The organism is Jiulongibacter sediminis, assembly GCF_001306455.1.
Classification (GTDB): domain Bacteria; phylum Bacteroidota; class Bacteroidia; order Cytophagales; family Spirosomataceae; genus Jiulongibacter; species Jiulongibacter sediminis.
This window is the reverse complement of record NZ_LGTQ01000006.1, coordinates 402311-422664: the sequence shown is the minus strand read 5'-3', so window position 1 is coordinate 422664 and position 20354 is coordinate 402311. Positions and strand designations below refer to the sequence as shown.

The window sequence follows — 20354 nt, the reverse complement described above, 5'->3', positions numbered from 1 at the left end:
AGCGAATTAGCTCATTACTTTAGCGGGGTTTCCAAAGACTGTTTTTCCGGCCTCAACACTTTCAATAACTACGGAACCTGCCCCTATTCGAGCTCCTTTTCCAATAGTTACACCAGAAACAACGGTAACATTACTGCCAATAAAAGCACCTTCTTCTACCTTTACTCCACTATTGATGACCGAACCGGGTCCAATATCTACATAGTCTGCGATAGTAGCTTCGGCATCTATCACCGTTCTGGAGCCCAAAAGGCACAGATTTCCTATTGTTGCAAAAGGCCCAACAACTGAGCCAGCCCCAATAAGGTTTCCATGCCCAAGGATGGCCTCTTCAGATACCGCCGAACTCTTATGGATCGCGTTGATTGGCATCACTTTTCTCTTAGAATTCAGCATTTTAGCCAGTCGTTTACGGTCTTCCTGATTTCTTACTGCCACAAAAGATTCTGTCTTCTTCCCTATTAACTTCAAAAAACCATCATCATCTGTTTCGCCAAGAACGGTAACACCTCCAAACTCCTGCCCATGGAGTTCTTTTTTATCATCAAGAAGACCATATATCAAGACATTGTTTTCATTGAAAATATCAAGAGCAATTTTACCTAAAGTTCCTGCACCAAAAATGATAATCGGATTATCCATTACTTTTAAGACGTTTTTTAAATTGCCAGTAGCGTTCTCTGTATCGCTCATTGGCAAATGTGAATAGAATATGCAAAGCTAGGTTGATTCTGTCAGACTTTTGCCCTCCAAAAAGTGATGATTCAATTTCACGAAGTGCCTGGCTTACTTTATCATCTTCGTGAAGCTTTTCAATCTCAACAGATGACATAGAAGTATAAGGTTTATCTTCAATCCATTCCATATGACTCCGCCAAAGACTGTTGGCCTCCTGAAGAGTTTCATGATCGGCCTCCCTGCTCATAAACTTTCTGAATTTGTCTTTAAAATCACGTTGCCTTTTTCTGAATTGATACTGCCTGTACCAGCGAAAAATCTGAACTCTGAACAGCAAGGTCGTTAAAGTCAGCAAACCCACTACTCCCAAAGAAACCAGCTGCCAAACCTTCCAACCTTCATCCTCTTGAGCAAACTGATAATTTACCGAAGACTCCAGCTTTTCATTTGAAAGATTTTCCTTTGAGATCATCTCTTTCAGATAAAGCGTGTCACGATTTGAATATACGGACAGACTGTCGCCATCGCTCATTAACCACACCGGAAGCTGTAATTTTTGTTCACTCTCTACCTTGAAAAGCTTTAATGCATAAACAGTACTGTCTTTGCTTAATGTATCCGAAGTAACGGTTGGAAAAGCCTTGAAACTCACGAACTCAAAAGGTCTGAAATATGCTCCATTATTCGGAAAAAAGACTTCGACATCAGATTTATGCTCAAAAACCAAACTTACCCGAACGATGTCACCAAGACCAATACTGTCATTGAGAAAAGTCAATCTAGGCTTTTGAGCACAAGCCAGCCCGAATGCCATAGAAAAGAGATATGTCAATAGAATCTTTCTCAATTATCGGACTCTAAATAATTCAACAAGGCGTGGCACAAAATCTTCCTGTGAAGAGATTTCAAGATAACTGGCATTATACTTTTTACACAAATCTTTCAGCTCTTCCTGTTTGCGATTAAACTCCTCTTTCATGTTATTCCTGAAAGCTTTTGAAGAAGTATTCATCCATCTGATTTTACCTTGTTCTTTGTCCTCCACGGGAATTAGACCCAGCGATGGAATATTAACTTCACGCTCATCATACAAATGAATTACGACCAAATCATGATTTTTGGCCAAAGCTTTCAGGTTTTGTTCATATTCCGAATCTCTAAAGTCTGAAATCAAAATCATTACGCTTTTGCGTTTCATCATATTGAGAGCAAAACGAATAGCTTCAGCTATGTCCGTTTTTGATGATTTAGGCTCAAGTTGAAAGAGTTTAAGAATAAACTTATAGGCGAATTTTATTCCTGTTTCTGGTTTGAGATAAAGCTCCTTTTGATCAGAAAAACAGTATAAACCTACATGGCTTGATTCTTTCAAAGCCGAAAGGGCCAGTGTTCCACAGATTTCCTTGGCCCTGTCAATTTTAAGACTTCCTTTTTTCCCGACCTCTTGAGAAGCACTTACATCTAACAAGAAAAAGACTGTTTGTTCTTTCTCTTCCTTAAAGATTTTGACATATGCCCCATGTCCTTTAGCGGTAGTAATCCAGTCAATGGTACGCACATCATCCCCATACTGATAGGTTCTAAGATCTGCGAACTCCAAACCAGTGCCCTTAAAAATAGAACTGAAATTGCCATGCATTTGAGAATTCACAGCCTTTCTAATTCTGATTTCGTATTTATCCAGCCTTGAAAAGATATCCCTCACTATAGATTAAGTTTTTTTATGTAGGCTAAACGAGGCGTTTATGTACTTTTGTCTCGTAAAGGTAGTTAGCCCATATTGAATCGAAAATTCAATGGCCAATAATACCTTTCTAAAACGTGCCTTAATTTATGCATCCGTTTCATAAAGAAGATGAAATTTAAGACCTATTATTTCCTGATAACATTGCTTTTTGCCTCATGCGGTAAACCTGACGCCCCTGACAACCTTATAGATGAGAGTACAATGGTGAATATTCTGACAGAATTACAGCTGGCAGAATCAGAAGTGGGTCGTTTAAGCCTTCAAAGCTATGACTCAGCCGTAGTAGCTTTTCAATTTTCAAAAGCTGAAACACTAAAAAAATATGGTGTCGATTCACTGGCTTACATTACCAGCTACAACTATTACGGCGAGCATCCACGTGAATTTTCCTTCATTTTTCAGGACGTTGAAGCTCGCCTGAAAGAGCTGGAGGACCAGCAAAAAGGAGGCAGAATTGAAAGAAAAGAAAATGAAAGACCAACCTACGAATGAGCACAAAAGAAAATCTGGTTATCATACCAACATATAATGAGAAAGAGAACGTAGAGGCTATCATTCGTGCTGTTCTTAAATTGGCAGATCCTTTTCATATTCTTATCGTAGACGATGGTTCACCAGATGGTACCGGTACCATTGTTAAAAACCTTCAAAAGGAGTTTCCGGAACAATTGCACCTTTTGGAAAGAACCGGAAAACTTGGTTTGGGAACAGCCTATATCACTGGTTTTAAGTGGGCATTGGATCAGGATTACCAATACATTTTTGAGATGGATGCCGATTTCTCTCATGACCCAAAAGACCTTGTAAGATTATATCATACCTGCAAAATTGAAGGATATGATGTAGCCATTGGCTCAAGGTATATCACAGGTGTAAATGTGGTCAATTGGCCCATTGGTCGCGTACTGATGTCTTATTTTGCCGGAGTTTATGTTAGGATGATTACACGTATGCCGATAATGGACCCCACTGGTGGTTTTATCTGCTACACGAACCAGGTGTTAAGTACCATCAATCTTGATAAAATCACCTTTGTAGGGTACGCCTTCCAGATAGAAATGAAGTTCAATGCGTATCTGCATAAATTTAATATCAAAGAAGTGCCGATTGTCTTTACCGACAGAACTAAAGGCACTTCAAAAATGTCGACCGGTATTTTCAGAGAAGCTATTTTCGGTGTGGTCATGATGAAAGTCTGGAGCCTTTTCAGAAAATTCAGTCACCCTTCCTGATCAGGTAGATTTTACCATCAAAATTAGAAAAGCCTTTATCTCCTTTTTTGTAGAAAGAGTTGAGAATTAAAATTCCTTTCCAGCCAGTCGACCCAGATTCAAAGGTCAGCTTTTCGGTTTTCACCTCACCCGGCAATTGAAATACCTCAAGGAAATCAAAAATAAGCTCTTCGTCTTCAATTTCAATTCTTAGTTTGGTATCGCCTACCTTCATCACCTTTATTTCAACGGAATCAATTGAGCTGGTCATACTCCAGTCTTTACCGCTGGGATAAACTTCCATGACATAATCAGCATTAAAGGCTTTTTCAAGTGATTCTCTCTGACGGTAAACGTTGATGGTTCTTTGATCACCCACCTGTTCAGTAGCGGTTTTCTCCAAAGTCATCCAATCCCAAAGAAGGTCTTTTCGGTTGTATTCAATACTCTCCATAAAAGTCTTTTGATCATCTTCGGAAAGCATCGCCAGAATCACCTCTGGTCTTCTGCGACTCAGGTAATCCAATCCGCCCGAAAGTTTATCGGCGTCTTCCGTAGTAAGCTTCATCTCTGAGTTTTTGACCAACTTCCCTTCTGGAAGTAAATTGTACTTGTTTAAAACCTCGGTCATTCGGCGTTCCTGGTTTCTCTCTGCTACAGAAATGCTGCTTAAAGGACCAAAAGTAGCAATAAAGGCGACGGCAATCAGGCTCAAAGGAATCCACCAGATTTCATCTTTAGAACTGATGATAAAATACAGGGAAATACCCAGCAGCCAGCAGGCTAAAATCGCCACCAAATATCGGGGCTCGGTAACTCCATACTGGTCAATTCTAACGTAAATGGCCACCATCATGAGAACGATCAACGGCAGCAAAATCCAGTAATAAAGCTTATTAAAACGGCCCACCCATGAAGACGAATTCTTGATAGGATAAAGTAAAAGAAATGCTAAGACACCAAACACACCGCTAGCCAAAACAAGGTTACTCACCCAGCCTTTGGGAAGCTCCCATTGCAAAAGAATTTTTACTTCATAACTCAATAAAATGATTAAATAAATAGCTACCAGAGGCAATAAAACATATTGGGTGAAAAGTTTCAGACCTTTCGGATAGCTGAGTTCATTGTCGATTTCCTCAAGGTTCGGAACATTATTGGCAAAAAGTGTAGTGTTTACGTATGTACCAATAAAGACGGCTACATAACCATAAACCTTGCCATCAATATTAGCCTCAAATAATTGATCAATGGCCAGAATGGCGAGATTCAGGCCGGCTAAAAGCGTGGCCGAATAAAGTGCCGATATCAGAATGGAAAGAAAAAGCGTCTTATTAAAATTCCAGAATTTCTGCTGGTCTCGTACTTTCAAATATGGCAATACCGAAACCATTAAATGAAATATAAGAGCCAATCCTAAAAACCGAATCAGGAACGGAATATTTTCGTTATCCTCCGGATGAAACTCAGTAGTAAAAAAGTATATAACCAAAACAAAAAGACCACCAGCCAAGAGCATCCATTTATTCCACCATTTTCTTTCTGCCAAAAGCTCCAGCGAGAACATTAATGGAATACCCAAAACAAATGTGCTGATCGTTTCGATCAGACCTTCAAAAACCTGATCATCTTCCTGAGAAATAGAATAAATCAGGAGAGTAGCTAAAACGAATGCCGAAAGTAAAGCCAGCGGAAACCTACGGTGGCTATGAAGCAGTCGTCCAAATGCAGTTCTTAAGTTTTCTTTACTCAGCAGTTCCTTTATCGTTGACATTTTGGGCTTTTGCTTGGGTTTTCTAACGAAATTTAGGTGAAATAACTGAGATACCCCTTTGCCAGACTTTGAAAAATACTTCGGAAATAAAATTCTGACTAGCTTTATTTCATGAAGATTTATTGCCATCCGCAGGTCGCTGAAGTCCGGAAAATTTATGGAAACCTACTTTTTGAAAGAGGAGAAAAGACCATTGCTCTTCATCTCGAGGAAATGGTAGATTTACTTTGGACGGCTCACTTGAACAATAATAAGGCTGCCGAAACAGAGCTTTCAAACTACCTTCCTGGTTTTACGAAAGATCAGCCTATTGACCATAATAAAGTAAAATCGTGTATTGCCAACGAATATGGTTTTGATCGATGGAAAAATTTACCCCATGAGCCCTACGACCATCTTTTTGAAAATGCTGTGGACTGTCTTCTCAGCGGTGACATTGAGAAACTCAAAGAAACTATACGTCAATATCCTAAATTGATTCATCAAACTTCTCAATACGGCCATAAGGCTACTCTGCTTCACTATACGGCCAGCAATGGTGTGGAACTTTGGCGGCAGCAAGTACCAGAAAACCTGCCGGAAATTGTTCGTTTTCTTCTTGATTCGGGTGCGAATCCAAAAGCAAAGATGAAGGTTTATAGAGGCAATTTCAGAGTGTTACCGCTTCTCGAAACCTCCGCTCACCCAAGAGATTGCGGCCTTCTCGAAGAATTAAAATCGCTGTTTATTTAACTATCAAAGCCCATTTCCATAAAAAAGTAAAGTTTTATTTGCTTTTACTAAACAGTGTTCATTTACTTTGCAGTGTTAATTTTTCAAACACTGTATTCAATGGGAGTAGCCGACAGAAAAGAGCGGGAAAAAGAAGAGATGAAAGTCAAAATACTGGAAGCGGCCAAAAAGCTCTTCCTTGGAAAAGGCTTTGAGAAAACAAGTATCCGGAACATTGCCGATGCCATAGAGTATAGCCCGGGCACTATTTATCTCTATTTCAAAGACAAAAACGAGCTTCTGTTTAACCTGCACGTTGAGGCCTTTAATGGCCTTACCAGAGAACTCTCCAATATTGATCCTGAACTCAGCCCTATAGATGCTCTTGAAGTAATGGGTGAGCAGTATATCAAGTTTGCCTTTGAGAATCCTGAGTTATACGAACTCATGTTTGTGATGGAGGCCCCAATGGAGAGCCTTGAATGTAAAGAAGAAGTATGGGACGACGGCATGAAGGCCTTTGACTTGCTTCGTTTTCTGGTAGATCGCTGCCAAAAAGATGGCTACTTGGCTACCTACGAAGTCGATGACGCCAGTTTAATGATCTGGAGCTTTGTTCATGGTCTGGTGACCCTAAAATCAAGAAAAAGGCTAGATATGTTCTGCGATTCAGAAGAAGATAGCCTGACTCGCATGATGCGATCGTTCAATGTCTTTCTTAAGCAAATCAAATGTGGTAAATCCTAAGACTATGAATACCCAAAGCTTCCTCTCAATGTTTGTTTTCTTTGTTTTCATCGCTCTGGCAGTCATTCATTTGTACTGGTTTGCCGGAGGTAAATGGGCATTAAATGTTGCATTCCCTACAAAAGAAAGCGGCGAAAAGTTGATGAAGTTTGATAACAGTCTTCAAACCAAATTACCAACATTGGCAGTGGCAGTTGGACTTACATTTTTTGGATTAGTAGCACTTGAACTGGGTCATTGGTTAAACCTTTTAGAGGGTTGGGCCACCCCGGTCGGATATACAATTGCCGGTGTTTTTGCCCTTAGAGCACTCGGGGATTTTAATTATCTGGGCCTGTTTAAGAAAGTAAAGTCTACCCCTTTTGCACAAAAAGACAGCTCACTATACGTGCCACTTTGCTTATTTCTCTCCATCACATTAATCGCTTTATGTTTATGAAAAGAGTATCAGCCAGAAAAGATAAAGACTTTGTTGTTTTCCTGATCGGAATGCGAGTCAATAAATGGTGGAATATCCCTGCCATTTTACAGGCAGGTATGGCCATGCCCAGAATGCTGAAAGAGCTTCACGCAAATCCCGAGAGTGGATTTCTGGGTGCTGAAGGTTGGGGTGGCCGCACAACTATCATGGTTCAATACTGGGAATCCTTTGAAAAACTGGAAGCCTTTGCAAACGACAGGCAGAAAACTCATTACCCGGCATGGATTGAATTTTACAAAAAAGCGAAAAAAAACGACGGAGCAGTGGGCATTTGGCACGAAACCTATTTGGTAAAAGCAGGTCAGTATGAAACCGTCTACGGCAATATGCCACCTTTTGGCCTTGGCAGGTTCATTGGAACAGAAATCTCTGAAAACAAGTATCAAACCGCCAGAAAACGTATAAATCAAGATTCATGAAAAAGCTCCTGACCTTAGAAGAACTTGCTCAGTTTGCCCTAGGCATCTGGCTTTTCAGCCTGCTGGATTTCGCATGGTGGTGGTTTCCGGCACTTATCCTTCTACCTGACCTCAGCATGGTAGGCTATTTAGTAAACCCTAAAGTGGGAGCCTGGTTTTACAACTTGTTTCATCATAAGCTTTTAGCTGTATTCATCATCTTTCTGGGTTATTATCTAAAGAATGATGCTATCTCTTTGGCCGGAGCCATCCTTTTGGCTCACTCGGCCATGGACAGAATCTTTGGATATGGCCTCAAATACGAAACATCTTTTCACGACACCCATTTGGGTAAAATTGGAAACCAATAATGACAAACGGATTAGAATTTTTTAAACAGAGTATTGGCAAAGAAGCAAAAGACGGAAGTCCGTCGCCCTTTGGTCGGTGGCTCAACGGTAAATTGATAGAAGCCGAGGAAGGTTTTATCAAGGTGGAATATCTGGTTAGGCCAGAATTTGCGAACCCTGCCGGGATGATACATGGCGGAGCTTATGCTGCCATTTTTGATGAGGTGATGGGCATGACAACCTTCACTTTAAATCAACCCGAGTTTTTTGCAGCAATCAACTTGAATATTGATTTTCTAAGACCATCCCAAGTGGGCGAGACTATCACCATACAATCAGAGGTGGTAAGAGCAGGAAGAACTATGGCTCATGTAGAGGCAAAAATATTCGGTTCAGAGGGGAAATTAAGAGCAAAAGCAAGCTCAAACCTTATTAAAACGGCCTTCCCGCACTAAGAAAAAACAACAACCGCATGAAAAAGCTATTACTCATTCAAGCTCACCCTGACCCGGAGAGCTATTGTCAGGCTCTTGGGGAGTTTTACATGGACGGAATAGGTCAGAACGCCGAAGTTCAAACAATTATCATTCGTGATCTTGAGTTTAGCCCAAACCTGAAATACGGCTATCGCAAACGCACTGAACTGGAACCGGACCTGCTAGACGCATGGGAAAAAATCAAGTGGGCAGATCATATCACAATCATCCATCCACTTTGGTGGGGAGGCTTACCTGCCATGGCAAAAGGGTTTTTTGACCGACTGTTTTTGCCAGGTTTCGCTTTTCAGAAAAAAGAAAACACAATCATCTCTTGGGAAAAACTACTCAAAGGAAAAACCGGTAGAGTTATCGCTACAATGGATCAGCCCGCCTGGTATTACTGGCTTTACTATTGGGCTCCGGGCATACGGGCAGTTAAAAAACTAACCTTTGAGTTTACCGGTATAGAGCCTGTGAAAGTAACTTCTATTGGCCCCATTCGGCTGTCAAAGGATAGTTTCAGGTCCAAATGGCTCACCAAGGTCAATCAATTGGGAAAACGCGATAGCAGATGAAAAAACTATTAACACTACTCTTTCTCCCCTTTTTGGCTAATGCTCAATCCGCCATATTGGAGAATTATATTCAGGAGGGTTTGAGTTCAAACCTTGCTTTGAAGCAGCAGCGTCTTGAAATTGAGAAATCTCTCAGAGCCATTGACGAAGCAAAGTCCAACCTTTATCCGAAAATTGCCTTTGCACCGAACTACACGGTTGCCGCCGGCGGTCGTAAAATTGATTTTCCCATCGGAGATTTGCTAAATCCAGTTTACGGAACACTGAATCAGCTGACGCAAAGCAATGAGTTTCCTATCCTTGATAATCAGCAAATTCAGTTTTTGCCACATAACTTTCACGAGACTAAACTGACTTTTCAGCTCCCTCTATTTAATTCTGATATTAAATATGGTATCCAAGTCAAAACAGAACTGGCCAATTCGGAAGAAGCGAAAAGAAAGTTACTTGAATATGAGCTGAAATATCAGATTGAGGCTGCCTACTATCAATACCTTCAAAGCCTTGAGGCCATCAAAATTTATAATCAATCGGGAGATTTTTTGCAGGAATACCTTGATTTTAACAATCGACTAGTAGAAAAAGATGCTGCCCTGAAAGATGTCATTTACTCATCTGAGTATGAAATCAATAAGTTGGATGGAGAGAAAGCCACCGCCAGAAAAAACAGCAAAGTGGCTGCAGCCTATTTTAACTTTTTAATCAACAGAAAGGCCGAATCCATGATTGAAGCAGACACCCTGATGCTCATGACATCACTCTCAAAATCGTTAGCGGATCTGCAATTGAGTGCCCTTCAAAAAAGGCCGGAATTTGAACAAATCAGAACCGGTCAACAAGTCAATAATTCACTATTGCTCATGCAACAAAAAAATGCAGTACTTCCATCATTCTTTATTGGCGGCAATCTGGGTTTTCAGGGTTTTGGGTACACCTTTAAAGATCAGGGTTACGCTTTAGCCCAGATAGGGCTAAACTGGGACTTATTCCACGGAAAAGAGAAGAAACATAAGATAGAACAAACCAAAATTCAGCAACATATTCTCCAAACGAAAGAGAGTGAAATACAGCAACAGATTAAAATGCAGGTGGCTCAGGCCTGGTTTGAATTCAAAGGAGCTCAGGAGAATCTCGAGGCATCAGAAAAAGCCTTAGAAAGCACTCAAAAACTTCTAAACATGGTTGAGAAAAAATACAAAAACGACTCAGCACTTTATATCGAGGTACTCAAGGCTCAGAATGACCATCAGGTAGCCAGCCTGACGGCCTCATTAGCCAGATTTAACCTCCGCTTGAAAAAAGCAGAATTAGAAAAAGTAACCGGTCTTTAACAGACCTTAAAAGATATTCCCATGAAGAAAACGATCTACCTCCTGGCCCTTTTGACCCTTGGCTGCGGCCAAGAAGAAAAGGCTGAACAAGTGACTCAACAAGAGGAAACAACTGCAGTTACTCTCACAAAGCCCGTTCTAAAAAGCTTCTCAGATGAAATTACAGGTAGCGGAGTATTAAGCTCCAAAGCTGAGCTAAAACTTGCTTTTAAAACCGGCGGTCTGATTAAGAGAATGTATGTCAATGAAGGGCAGTATGTAAAAGCAGGTCAATTACTGGCTGAGCTTGATATGTCTGAAATAGAAGCTGGCGTAAATCAGGCAAAACTGGGCTTTGAAAAAGCTGAAAGAGATCTTGAAAAAGTCAAAGGACTTTATGAAGACGAATTGGTCACAAAGTCAAACCTTCAGGATGCTACTACGGCATATGATGTGGCCAAAGAGCAACTCTCTGCAGCCACGTATAATCAGAAACTATCCCGCATTTATGCTCCGCAAGCGGGGAAAGTCTTGATGAAAATCGCTGAGCAGGGAGAGCTTATCACGCCTTTTGCACCGGCTCTGATCTTGGGTACCGGTACTTCTTCTTTTAATGTCAATATTGGTCTTGCAGACAAGGACATTGTGAAACTCAAAACAGGAGATAAAGCAATGGTTTCATTGGATGCATACTCTGGTGCAGATTTCCCGGCCAAAATCAGTCAGATCGCCCAAACAGTGAATCCAAGTACGGGAACGTACGAAGTGGAACTCAGCCTTGACAGTCAGGGAAAAAAGCTCATTTCGGGTTTTGTGGCAAAAGCTACGATTTATCCTTCTTCTGAAAAAAGTGGCCTGTTTCTTCCCCTGGCTGCGGTCGTGGGAGCAGACGGCTCCTCGGCTTCAGTTTTTCTCCTTCAAGGAAAGCAAGTGGAGAAAAGACCTGTTAAACTCGGCGAATTGCAGGGAGAGCAAGTTCAAATTACGGCCGGTCTATCTGAGAATGATCAGGTGGTTTTACGAGGGGCCAATTTCCTCTCGGATGGTGAAACCGTAAACATAGCGAAGCCATGAAAATAGCAGAGTTTTCGGTCAAAAATTATCAGTTTACCATCATCATTTTCCTGATGATTGTAGTTCTCGGCATCAGCTCTTTGCTGAATATGCCAAAGTCTGAAGATCCCGTTCTTAAGGCCACTTTCAATACGGTTATTGTGGTCTATCCCGGAACATCACCTGAGGACATGGAGAAGCTGGTGGTAGACCCCATAGAGGAAAGACTTAACACGCTTGATGATGTCAAAAATATCTTCTCCACAGCTGCTGATGGGCTGGCTGTGATGAATGTGGAGTTTGAACATCATATTGACGATGATGAGAAGTTTGCTGAAACTTTAAGAGAGGTTAATGCCATCAAAAGCCGTTTGCCGCAGGATATATACAGCATAGACGTACAACGCTACACGCCAGAAACGGTAAATATCATTCAATGTGCAATTCTATCTGAAACTGCTCCGTATGCCGAGATGAAAGAACAGGCCGAAGAGCTGAAAGACCGACTGGAACGTGTCAAAAGCCTTAAAGTAGTGGAAACACATGCCTTCCCCAACCAACGGGTGGATATTGAGCTCAACACCGACCGGATGGCTCAGTATAAAATTCCACTCAACAGAGTTCTGGGGCTAATTCAGGCTGAAAACATGGATATTCCTGCCGGAGCCATTGAAATCGGTGATCGCAAGCTGAATGTCAAAACATCGGGTTCTTACGACTCTCTTGAAGAAATTGAAAATACGGTGGTCAGCAGCTCAGGAACTCAAATAACCTATCTGAAAGACATTGCAAGGGTGAGTTTGGGCTATGAAGAAAGCACCTATCTGGCCCGACTTAACGGCAAAAGAGCCGTTTTTGTGACGGCTGCACAAAAAAGCAACACCAATATTTTTGAGGTAAATGAAGAGATCACGCCCATAATTGAAGGCTTTGAAAGTGAATTGTCTGGTGATTTTGCTTTTGAAAAGTCGTTTGATCAGGCCGAGAGTGTATCGAACCGACTGCTCGGTCTCGCCCGTGATTTTGGCATTGCCATTCTGCTGGTTCTGATTACCCTGATTCCGCTAGGTTTCCGTGCCGCTGTGATCGTGATGGTTTCCATTCCGCTTTCTTTGGCTATCGGCCTTACCGGATTAGATGTTCTGGGTTTTGGAATCAATCAGCTTTCGGTGGTAGGTTTAGTGATTGCTCTCGGGCTTCTGGTGGATGATTCTATTGTGGTGGTAGAGAATATTGCCCGTTTTTTAAGGGAAGGATATTCCCGAAAAGAGGCGGCCGTTTTAGCTACAAAACAGATAGGCCTTGCTGTGGTGGGATGTACGGCTACCTTGATTTTTGCCTTTCTTCCACTGACCTTCTTGCCGGAGGCTTCGGGAGAATTTATTCGCAGTTTGCCTATGGCGGTGATCACAACCGTCCTTGCTTCCCTCTTTGTCTCCATTACGATAGTGCCCTTTCTGGCGAGTCTGATCATGCCCAGAGAAAGTAGCGAAGAAGGCAACGTAGTGCTGCAATACATGAAAAAAGGAATTGAGAGTTCTTACCGTAGAATATTGCATTGGTCATTACGACACCCCGTCATCACTTTACTGATTGCTGTTGCCATTTTTGCGGGCAGTCTGGGCCTCATCAAAGTCATAGGTATTAGCGTTTTTCCAAGTTCTGAGAAGCCACAATTACTGGTCAATATCAACACACCTCTGGGTACCAACCTCAGCACCACAGATGAAGTTGTTCGATTTGTGGAAGGGGTCATTGACGAGGAGCCATTGGTTAGAAACTATGCCTCCAATGTCGGAAAAGACAATCCTCGCATCTATTATAATGTTTTACCGCGTGGTGGCTCATCACCCAATTTTGCCCAGCTTTTTGTTCAGCTTAAAGAAGACACCGAAGTGCCGGCCAGAACGGTATTAATCAATGAATTGCGTCAAAAGTTTGCAGGATACCCTGGTGCTGAAATTACCGTGAAGGAATTTGAGCAAGGTCCGCCTGTAGCGGCTCCTCTGGCCATTCGGATTTACGGTGACGATATGGATGTCCTGACGAAACTAGCCAAAAAGGTGGAACAAACTTATCTGGATACTGAAGGAACAATCTATGTCAATAATGCCTCAAAACAAACAAACTCTGACCTGAGAGTACAGATCAACAAGGACAAAGCTGGGATGATGGGCATCCCGACTGCAGAAATAGACAAAGCTGTCAGAATGGCTATTTCCGGCCTCAACGCAGGATATTATCGAACCGACGACGGAGATGAACTGGAAATCAATGTAGGGGTAAAACAAAACGAAAAACCGGATTTCTCAGTTTTTGACAAAGTATTTGTGGCCGCCGCAAATGGGGCTCAGATTCCACTCAAACAGCTGGCCAAGGTCGCTTTTGAGACTTCTCCAAATGCCATCAATCACCGTGATCTGGAGCGTTATGTTTTGGTCTCTTCCTTTGTGGCGGATGGCTACCTAACGCCTTCCGTTTTTGATGAATTTACTCAAAAGCTGGAGCAGGTAGAATTTCCGGAGGGTTACAGCTACCAAATGGCTGGTGAAATAGAACGCCAGGCCGAGACTTTCGGTGGCTTGGGAAATATCATCGCCATCACCGTTTTCGGAATTCTGGCCATTCTGGTGTTGGAGTTTAAGACCTTCAAAAGTTCTTTGATTGTGCTTTCGGTGATTCCTTTGGGAATCATTGGAGCCGTGGGCATTCTTTTTCTGACGGGAAATTCTCTTTCATTTACAGCCACCGTCGGTATCATAGCCTTGGCGGGAATTGAAGTCAAAAACTCCATATTGCTGGTAGACTATACCAATTACCTCCGCAAAGAAGAGGGGCTTTCCATCGATGAAGCCATCGAAAAAGCTGGAGAAACACGATTTATTCCGATCGTTTTGACCACTTTGACAGCTATTGGTGGGTTAATCCCTCTGGTGCTAGAGCATTCCCCTTTGTATTCACCGCTGGCTCTGGTGATCATCGGTGGTTTGATCTCCTCTCTGATTTTAACCCGGATTGTAACACCGGTGATGTATAAACTTTTACCGCCAAAGGTTTAAGTCCGCCTCATCCGATGACTAACCAGAATTGTAAAAGAGTCATCGGATGAGTTTTTTCCACTAATGGAAGTACTGACCTAAGCGGTTAAGAGGTTTTAGGCGGACATTTCCCTCAATTTAGTCCTTGCCAATTTTTGGAATTCAATCAGTACTAATGAGATCGAAGCAACAAATTTGGAGACTTCAGGGAGGCCCCAAAAATCTATGCTTAAAGTGATAACAAAGGGGTTTGTATCAACACCGATTCTCCAACAGAAAGAGTATCCGAAGTTTGTACAATTACTAGTTTTATATTTGTCTTATTAATGGGATAACTGTTAGTGCGTAAATCAACGTTTTCCATAGAGCCAAGAAATATATTATCCGAAGTTAATGACCATTCGACAATTTCACCGGTAGCTACCGAAAACAGGTTTTCAATACTGTAACCCAAACTTTGACCTTCAAACAAAACTATATAATCGTGCCTTATTGGGAGGCCATATGATCTCGTAAGCCAAGACTTTTCTTGAAAAGAAATAGTAGGAGAAACTTCAATCTCAACTAAACCATGTTCTCGCAATTGATCATTTTGTACGGGATACGCTTTCTGGAGTAATACATCCTCAAACTTTAATTCTGTTTTAACAAGTCTATTATTCATTAATGAATAAAAGATTAAGAATAATAAAATAATGACACCTATAATCAATCGCATACTTTATAAATATGATTTTCGATTCCTGCCCTGAAAAGGCGTTGCCTTTGTTATGGTGATATGTGGCCTCTCTCAGATATTTGAAGTAAACTCATAAATACCAATTTCTCAAACCAAAGTTTTGGCATCTCAAAACGAAGCTTCAAGCCGCGGAGAGCAAAGTTTTAGTGCTTTGACTTATGGTAATGAGCCTTTAGCAGGTCCTCACCAAAGTCATTCTTTTTGTCCCGGAAAATGGTGTGAATGTGATCGCCTTGGCGGCTCCAGCCGGCGTTATCGTATTCTATCATGAAGTCCGGGCCATGGATGACGTAATAATGGTTGGTCTGGCGGGCATCGCCACCTACCCAGCCAAAATAGATATCGTCCAGTCCTTTATCATGTAGCAATTGCAGGTAGTGCCCGGCCCGGTCGCGTTCAAAATTCTCCAGGTATTCTTCCAGCAGGTCCATCAATTGAGCTTTTTGGGCCTCGTTTAGCTCGCTGCCTCTGATGCCCTGGTAGCTGCTGAGCATCTGTGGTCTATCCGGCGAGGTGATAATGTCTCTGGGAAATTCCATCGCGATGAGAGCTTGAGCTTTCTGAGTTTCGCTGAGCATATTAAACAGCTCCAGTCCGTAATCTTCTTCCTTACTTAGCGGCCGCATACCGGCGTATTGAGTTACCCGCACGCGGGAAGGGTCTGAACCCAGAAAGAATGGCGTGATGGCCAGCTGACCATCGGTTTGGGTAATATTGACAGAAATGTGGTGTCCTTCAAATTTCATAGCCCAGTTTTCGGAAGCCTTAGGCTCACCCCATATGCTGAGATAGTAGTTTCCATGACCCCAGTTCAGGGCCCGTATTTCTTTCATGGCTTCGTCATTCACCTCTTTACGGGTGTAGGCTATTTCGTAGACTTCGAGCAGGTAATCATCCAGGTGCATGATATTCTGGGTTTTCAGATAGCCCTGCGAGCTGAAAAGTGTGGTAAGTACATCATGAAAAGCCATTTTGCTTTCTTCCCTCAGGTCGCCATAGCGAATGCCCGGCCTGTCCTGCAAACCCACGGGGAGGTTGGTCCATTCCGTTCGCAGGGGGTTGTCAAACGAGTAATGCGTAGCATTTGTTTCATTGGCATCAAGCGTTCCAAGGAAAATCTGAAGCCGACCAGCGAGTTCATCGGTCGTTTGTCCAAAGGAGGTTAAGCAAAAAGTGAAGGAGAGAAAGAGATAGGTTAGTTTTCGATTCATAGCCAATAGTGATTGTTTGGTAATTTATCGCTTTCATTGGGTCAAACCAACACCCTGCTGAAAAGAAATCTTTTCTCAGTCTCCAAACTAAATTTGCTTTAGATCCTTCTTTCGGAGTGTAATGGGCCTTTTATTAACTCAACATCTCTTCCACCGCCCTCCTTGCCGACTGAGCAGCGGTATGAACAGAAACCCAGTCTTCACCATCGGTATATTCGCCGCCGGCAAAGTAGACTTTATTATTTATGCTTTTCCCTAGCTCTTTCACCAGTCTCCAGTCTTCGTGGTCAGAAAGGTAACCGCCTCTAATATGCGGTTCCGATTGCCAGTTTTGGCTGGTATGTTTCAGATAAAATGCTGATGCCTGACCGTTGTAGACTTCATCTAGTTCTGCCAATACATTGATCTTTAACTCTTCAGATGAAAGCTGACTTAGCATTCTTGCGGGCTCCCCCACCGCAAAAAGTCCCAGAATATGATGGTTCGAATCCTGACCCAGAGCGGCGTCATAGTAGATTTTCTGACCTGATTCTTTCGGGGAAACCGGAACGGAAAACCCATCCCCGTAAAAAGGAATTGAGAACTCAAAAAAAGCTTTGAAGCCTTCCCAAATTGTGGCGTTTTGAATAGCTTCTGATTTGTTTGCGGGCAAGGCGGGTTGAAAGAAAATCCCACCCTCCTGAAGTACTTTCAACGGTACGGAAATGATCACACGATCGGCCGAAAACAAACCTCCGGAACTGGAAACTTTTACCTCATTTCCTGAATAATCAATAGACTGAACGACCTCCTGATACCTTATTTTGTCTCTAACAGATGGAAGTAGATAGTCTTCAAAAAAGTTAAACCAAGAGTACCTGACAAATTTATAATCTGCATCATCTTCAACGAAATTCAGTCCAATTGAAACCCTGTCATCGTTCACAATTTCTCCCAAAGTCATCGTTTTGGTCTCAATCCATTCGGCACCCAAAGGGATAGGAAAATCGGCAAAGTCAGGATTGATTTTCATTCGCCCTCCAATCTCTGAAGAGGCTTCCAGGATTTCAAAATCAACCCCTAATTGACTTAATATATAGCCAGCCGAGAGTCCGCCGGCCCCCGCTCCGATGATCACTACTTTCCCATTGAAACCCGAGGCATTAACCAATGGTTTTTCGCAAGAAGAAAGAAAAGATTGAAAGGGTAAACCGATGCCTAAGACACCACAAATTTTCAAAAATGAGGCTCTGTCCATTTTTATCAACTTGGTAATTGAAGCAAGTAACGAAGTTTTCGAAGGAACTGCTATTCCAAACCTTCCAGTTGAGTTTGCCGGTTTTTCGATTCTGACCCCTTTTTTACAAATATTCGTTGCACGACCTCCTTTATTTCAAGGTTAGTCGTGCCACGAATTAAAGATTCAACCAATAGGTCAGTTTAGCCACAATAGCTCTGTTTTTCAATCCGCCTAAATTGGTATTATAATTATCAGAATACACCAGGAAGAAGTCCGAAACAGGGGCAAAACGCCATTGAAGCCTTGAATTGACATTGAGGTTGTCAAATTGAGTATTATACTGAACGAAAGTTGTCCAGAACAGTTTACGGTTAAAGGTTACTTCCACTCTCGGTCCTACTACAAAAACAGTATTTGAGCCCTCTTCAAGATCAATTTTATTATACGCCACATTAAGGGTGGTTAACATGTAGGGCTGCAGTCGATAGGTAAATGAAGTATTTAAACTCAGGATATTGCCGTTAAAATAGCCCCCAACCATTGGCCTTACCGCTGCCGTCAGTTTCTTTCTTCTATCGGTTACGTATGTTGTTTCAAGGCTATAATATTTGTAGCCAGAGCCCTCTTTGAGCACCGGCAACTCCTTATTTGATCGCAGGGCGTCAAAATCAGCAAAAAGGTAGGTGTAATTTTGATTGACTGAAACCAAAGCACTGCTGGTATTCCTGAAGTTCATGGCAAGGAACGGCCCTGCTTTAAGATCTGTACTGCCAATACCCGGTTTAAAGTATTGATCCCATGCGAAACCATAACTCCAACGAATCAATGCTCCTTCACGAGGATAGCGATTAAAGCCAAAGGTAGGATTGATATGCGTAAAGTCGCTTCTTGGTACAAAGCCAGAAACAGCATCAAAGCCAGCCCCCATAATATCATGCTGCCATTTGGCCACAAAACCTCGGGTAATATAATTTAATGTGATGCCATGAGCGTAAGCGTCGTCTTTGGGTTTGCTATCAAAGGACTGGTGATAGAAAGCCTTGCCTTGCCATTTGGTGTTAATAGAGTTCAGATTAAACTCCAGCCCCGCCACACGATTAAATACATTTTGACTCTCAGGGTCAGTACCCAATTGATTATTAACAAAAATGGCTGAGACATTTGACCGTTGAAAAACTCTCCGTTGCAAAGTTGCGACCGTATAATTAGCCGCATCAATGCCTAAATCTTCATCTCCGGCGGTCATTGTATTTAGCACCCCTACTCTCCAGTTGTCATCCAGCTTTCCGCTAAGGCGGGCACCATATAAAATTCGACTTTGAACATTTGTTCCGGTCGTAGAATCAAAAGCAATACCTACCTTTCGGGTGAAAAAAGGCGTGAATATTTGATCATTGCCGCCACTGATTCTTCCTGCCCCGGGTGGCACAAAAGGGTTAAGGTTAAAACTTCCGTAAGTGGTAAAGAGGTCGCTATTTTCCAAAAAAAACTGTCGCTGCTCCGGGAACGTCACATCAAAACGGGTGAGATTGATGATTTGCTGGTCAGCCTCTACGGTCGAGAAATCAGGATTGACCGTCAAGTCAAGATTTAGGCCACTGGTAATCCCGATTTTGGCATCACCTCCAATACCGGCACCTTTTTTTGCAGGACCACCTTCTTCCACATCTTTAGAATAGGAAGCTGTAGCATAAGGAATCAGGGAAACGTTTCTTCCGGGATTTGGAAGTGGTTTCTCAAAAGTGATTGGCAACGAATAGCCCAGGTTTGGCGGAATCTGGTTTTGGGGCTGCCGTACTAAAACAGAGGTTTCGCCCGATTGTGTATCAAAGCGATAGGCCTTAAAATTCCAGTTTTGACTCCCCTTTTTATATCTCAATGTAGAAAGCGGGATCACCAGTTCACAGCTCCAGTAGTTTTCACCGATAAATGCTTCACCGGCCCATTTATTATCCCAGAAACGATTGAAAAAGCTATTATCTACCGCTCCGTTAGAAAGAAGAGCCTCCCTACGTACGCCCATAGGATTGGTACCGAACAAAAAGGCATTGGTGTTATCCTGAAAGGTATCAAAAATGAAAGTGACGTTATCACTTCCCCCTGCTCTGAAATCTCTTTGTAAAGTAGGCACAATGAACTGGTCATTCTCTGACCTCATTATCGCTCCCACGTAGATGTTTTTATCATCAAAACTTAGAAAAATCTCAGTCTGGTAGGTAGCCGGCAAAGAGTCTGATGGGAAAAGCTGAGTAAACTTTTGCATGGCCTTTGCTGCCACCCAACGGGGTTCACTAAGTTTTCCGTCCAGTTTAACCGGGCCGTCGTCATACTTTACCTGATAGACGTCATCTTGAGCCTTGGCAATTGACGATAATAATAAGAATGCAGCAAAAAGGTATTTTGAGGTCAAAGTATTCTGAAACAATAGTTTATGTTAGGGATTACAAAGATGTTAAATTCAAAAAACTCATCCTTATACTTTTAAATCGAAAAGAGGACTTATTCTACTTCCAAGGTAGGTTTAAAGGCGAATCGGCCAAATAAGAAGATTCATCACTGGGGATCTTCATTATACACTATGTTCCTGAAGTCCGTTTTTTTTGTAGACAAAATGAATAGATTTGCTGATAATC

The 20354-nt window shown here is 42.2% G+C and carries 20 protein-coding genes; 12 read left to right on the top strand and 8 right to left on the bottom strand.

Features of this window, described 5'->3' with window-relative positions; translation table 11 throughout:
• Positions 1-6: 6 nt before the first annotated feature.
• Genes AFM12_RS07735 through AFM12_RS07725 form a run of 3 tightly spaced genes read right to left on the bottom strand, consistent with a single transcriptional unit; the run spans position 7 to position 2383 of the window.
• Complete coding sequence (locus AFM12_RS07735; protein ID WP_055146235.1) at positions 7-642, bottom strand: acetyltransferase; 636 nt, start codon at positions 640-642, stop codon at positions 7-9.
• On the bottom strand, positions 635-1492 hold the full coding sequence (locus tag AFM12_RS07730; protein WP_055146232.1) for a hypothetical protein: 858 nt from the start codon (positions 1490-1492) through the stop codon (positions 635-637). The genes AFM12_RS07735 and AFM12_RS07730 overlap by 8 nt, the downstream gene beginning before the upstream one ends.
• A gap of 33 nt (positions 1493-1525) precedes the next feature.
• The gene (locus AFM12_RS07725) at positions 1526-2383 is read right to left on the bottom strand and encodes a DUF58 domain-containing protein (RefSeq protein WP_055146230.1); all 858 of its coding nucleotides are present in this window, start codon (positions 2381-2383) and stop codon (positions 1526-1528) included.
• 150 nt (positions 2384-2533) lie between these two features.
• On the opposite strand from AFM12_RS07725, the gene AFM12_RS07720 reads away from it, so the two are divergent.
• Positions 2534-2917 carry a DUF4296 domain-containing protein gene (locus tag AFM12_RS07720; RefSeq protein ID WP_055146227.1) on the top strand — a complete coding sequence of 128 codons (384 nt, stop codon included), beginning with the start codon at positions 2534-2536 and terminating at the stop codon, positions 2915-2917.
• Entirely contained in the window at positions 2914-3657 is a 744-nt protein-coding gene (locus tag AFM12_RS07715) for a polyprenol monophosphomannose synthase (RefSeq protein WP_055146224.1), read from the top strand. The genes AFM12_RS07720 and AFM12_RS07715 overlap by 4 nt, the downstream gene beginning before the upstream one ends.
• On the opposite strand, the gene AFM12_RS07710 is transcribed toward AFM12_RS07715, so the two are convergent.
• Positions 3641-5410, bottom strand: a complete 1770-nt coding sequence (locus AFM12_RS07710; protein WP_055146221.1) for a DUF4153 domain-containing protein — start codon at positions 5408-5410, stop codon at positions 3641-3643. The genes AFM12_RS07715 and AFM12_RS07710 overlap by 17 nt on opposite strands.
• Positions 5411-5521: 111 nt before the next feature.
• Between AFM12_RS07710 and AFM12_RS07705 the strand changes: the two genes are divergently transcribed.
• From AFM12_RS07705 to AFM12_RS07660, 10 genes are all read left to right on the top strand, one after another.
• Positions 5522-6142, top strand: a complete 621-nt coding sequence (locus AFM12_RS07705; RefSeq protein ID WP_055146218.1) for a hypothetical protein — start codon at positions 5522-5524, stop codon at positions 6140-6142.
• A 99-nt stretch (positions 6143-6241) separates the two neighbouring features.
• On the top strand, positions 6242-6868 hold the full coding sequence (locus AFM12_RS07700; RefSeq protein WP_055146215.1) for a TetR/AcrR family transcriptional regulator: 627 nt from the start codon (positions 6242-6244) through the stop codon (positions 6866-6868).
• Positions 6869-6872: 4 nt separating this feature from the next.
• Positions 6873-7307, top strand: coding sequence for a DUF3995 domain-containing protein (locus tag AFM12_RS07695; RefSeq protein WP_055146212.1), 435 nt, complete (start codon positions 6873-6875; stop codon positions 7305-7307).
• Entirely contained in the window at positions 7304-7768 is a 465-nt protein-coding gene (locus AFM12_RS07690) for a DUF4188 domain-containing protein (RefSeq protein ID WP_055147814.1), read from the top strand. Before AFM12_RS07695 ends, AFM12_RS07690 begins: the two co-directional genes overlap by 4 nt.
• Positions 7765-8118, top strand: coding sequence for a DUF4260 domain-containing protein (locus AFM12_RS07685; RefSeq protein WP_055146209.1), 354 nt, complete (start codon positions 7765-7767; stop codon positions 8116-8118). Before AFM12_RS07690 ends, AFM12_RS07685 begins: the two co-directional genes overlap by 4 nt.
• Positions 8118-8552 carry a PaaI family thioesterase gene (locus AFM12_RS07680; protein ID WP_055146206.1) on the top strand — a complete coding sequence of 145 codons (435 nt, stop codon included), beginning with the start codon at positions 8118-8120 and terminating at the stop codon, positions 8550-8552. The genes AFM12_RS07685 and AFM12_RS07680 overlap by 1 nt, the downstream gene beginning before the upstream one ends.
• A gap of 17 nt (positions 8553-8569) precedes the next feature.
• A complete protein-coding gene (locus AFM12_RS07675) occupies positions 8570-9151 on the top strand; it encodes an NAD(P)H-dependent oxidoreductase (protein ID WP_055146203.1) in 582 nt (193 codons plus the stop codon).
• A complete protein-coding gene (locus AFM12_RS07670) occupies positions 9148-10482 on the top strand; it encodes a TolC family protein (RefSeq protein ID WP_055146200.1) in 1335 nt (444 codons plus the stop codon). The genes AFM12_RS07675 and AFM12_RS07670 overlap by 4 nt, the downstream gene beginning before the upstream one ends.
• Positions 10483-10503: 21 nt before the next feature.
• Positions 10504-11535 (top strand): efflux RND transporter periplasmic adaptor subunit, encoded by a 1032-nt coding sequence (locus AFM12_RS07665; protein WP_055146197.1) that lies wholly within the window; start codon positions 10504-10506, stop codon positions 11533-11535.
• On the top strand, positions 11532-14573 hold the full coding sequence (locus tag AFM12_RS07660; protein ID WP_055146195.1) for an efflux RND transporter permease subunit: 3042 nt from the start codon (positions 11532-11534) through the stop codon (positions 14571-14573). Before AFM12_RS07665 ends, AFM12_RS07660 begins: the two co-directional genes overlap by 4 nt.
• 208 nt (positions 14574-14781) lie before the next feature.
• Here the strand turns inward: AFM12_RS07660 and AFM12_RS07655 are convergent, their stop codons facing one another.
• The 4 genes from AFM12_RS07655 to AFM12_RS07635 form a co-directional block, all read right to left on the bottom strand.
• On the bottom strand, positions 14782-15270 hold the full coding sequence (locus AFM12_RS07655; protein WP_055146191.1) for a hypothetical protein: 489 nt from the start codon (positions 15268-15270) through the stop codon (positions 14782-14784).
• Between the two features lie 164 nt (positions 15271-15434).
• Positions 15435-16502 carry a DUF3500 domain-containing protein gene (locus AFM12_RS07650; RefSeq protein ID WP_055146188.1) on the bottom strand — a complete coding sequence of 356 codons (1068 nt, stop codon included), beginning with the start codon at positions 16500-16502 and terminating at the stop codon, positions 15435-15437.
• Positions 16503-16635: 133 nt separating this feature from the next.
• Positions 16636-17739, bottom strand: a complete 1104-nt coding sequence (locus AFM12_RS07645) for a flavin monoamine oxidase family protein (protein ID WP_082391238.1) — start codon at positions 17737-17739, stop codon at positions 16636-16638.
• Positions 17740-17896: 157 nt separating this feature from the next.
• On the bottom strand, positions 17897-20146 hold the full coding sequence (locus tag AFM12_RS07635) for a DUF5916 domain-containing protein (protein WP_229308472.1): 2250 nt from the start codon (positions 20144-20146) through the stop codon (positions 17897-17899).
• Between the last annotated feature and the right edge of the window lie 208 nt (positions 20147-20354).